This is a genomic window from Roseivivax halotolerans (genome assembly GCF_900115815.1).
Classification (GTDB): domain Bacteria; phylum Pseudomonadota; class Alphaproteobacteria; order Rhodobacterales; family Rhodobacteraceae; genus Roseivivax; species Roseivivax halotolerans.
Map to the genome: position 1 here is coordinate 1 of NZ_FOXV01000039.1, position 1,284 is coordinate 1,284.

2 protein-coding genes are annotated in these 1,284 nt (G+C 59.6%); one reads left to right on the forward strand and one right to left on the reverse strand.

All coding sequences use genetic code 11. The features are described 5' to 3' along the window. A partial coding sequence (locus tag BM171_RS18615; RefSeq protein ID WP_175497638.1) for a transposase occupies positions 1-401 on the reverse strand: 401 nt, incomplete at its 3' end. Positions 402-561: 160 nt separating this feature from the next. Between BM171_RS18615 and BM171_RS19320 the strand changes: the two genes are divergently transcribed. After that, on the forward strand, positions 562-795 hold the full coding sequence (locus BM171_RS19320) for a hypothetical protein (RefSeq protein WP_245760351.1): 234 nt from the start codon (positions 562-564) through the stop codon (positions 793-795). Positions 796-1,284: the final 489 nt, after the last annotated feature.

Below are 1,284 nucleotides of genomic sequence, written 5' to 3' on the forward strand. Positions count from 1 at the left end.
CGACTGACCTGGCTCTTCGACATGCCGCCCGCGCCCATGGCCTTCACCAGATCGTCCACGGAGCGCGTGGAAACACCTTGGACGTAGGCCTCCTGGATCACCGCCACGAGCGCCTTCTCGGCCGTGCGGCGCGGCTCCAGGAAGCTGGGCAGGTAGCTCCCCTTTCTCAGCTTTGGGATCTCCAGCGCGATCCGCCCGGCACGGGTGTCCCAGTCGCGGTCCCGGTAGCCGTTCCGCTGAACCTCCCGCAGGGGCGAACGTGCGCCCTTCGCGGCGCCGGTTCGCTCTTCCACCTCCGCTTCCATGATCCGCTCGGCCGCGAAAGCCAGCATCTCGCGGACGAGGTCGCCGTCAGCCTGCTTCTCAACCAGCTCGATCAGCGTCATTCTGTCGTCGGTCATCGTCATCTCCGTTTTTGGTTCAAGGTCTCGCAACCCGAACCTGCCCGAAGATCGACGATGGCCGCCAGCGTCACACCCGGCCGCGCGCTGCGCTACGCCGGGGGCTCCGCGCGCGGCCTCCTACACCAAGCATTGGGACACTACCCCAGGATCTGCTTACGTGTCCTACAAGGATTTAACTGATGATGGAAATCGATCAAACGAAAAGGTACTTTTGAAAGAAAGACAGCAAAAGTGTGTGATGTCGGTTTTCTCCATCACCTCCGGGCATGTGCTCCTCTCCATCGTAGTAATGCGCCTCTATGTGACGACCAGCGGCCTTGCGGCGATTTTCCAGCCTGCGTGTCATTTCAGGAGACCACATGCGGTCCTCCAAGCCGACCGCCAAGAATAGGGGACCAGAGTAATGTTCAATCTCGATTGGTAAGCTTGGCAATAGCGCGTCAGAACAGCCGTTCCAATTCCAAGCGCGCCGCGACGGGTCCCAAGGTTGCCATCCCGGATCCCCGCTATCGCGGAAACTTCGAGCGTCGAAGGCCCCGCAAATAACATCGGGTGCAGCAAGGCAGGCCACCGCTTCGGGCAAACCATCCATTCCATCTTTTGACATAAGAGATGCGAGAAGTAAGGCATGTTCCGCTCCGCGTGAAACGCCATACACACCCACTCCGCCGCTACTTGCTCCAAATCCGCGGAGTGCTGCAAGTGCTTCAACAGTGCGCCCTATTGACCTGCCCCCCACAAAACTGGGCCATTCATTGGGAGAGTTTGTTCTTGTAACGTTCAAAGTGACGAGGAGAACGGACGATGCGCAAATCACGCTTTACCGAAGAGCAGATCGTGGGGATTCTGCAGGAGTATGCAGCCGGGGCGAAGGTCTCGG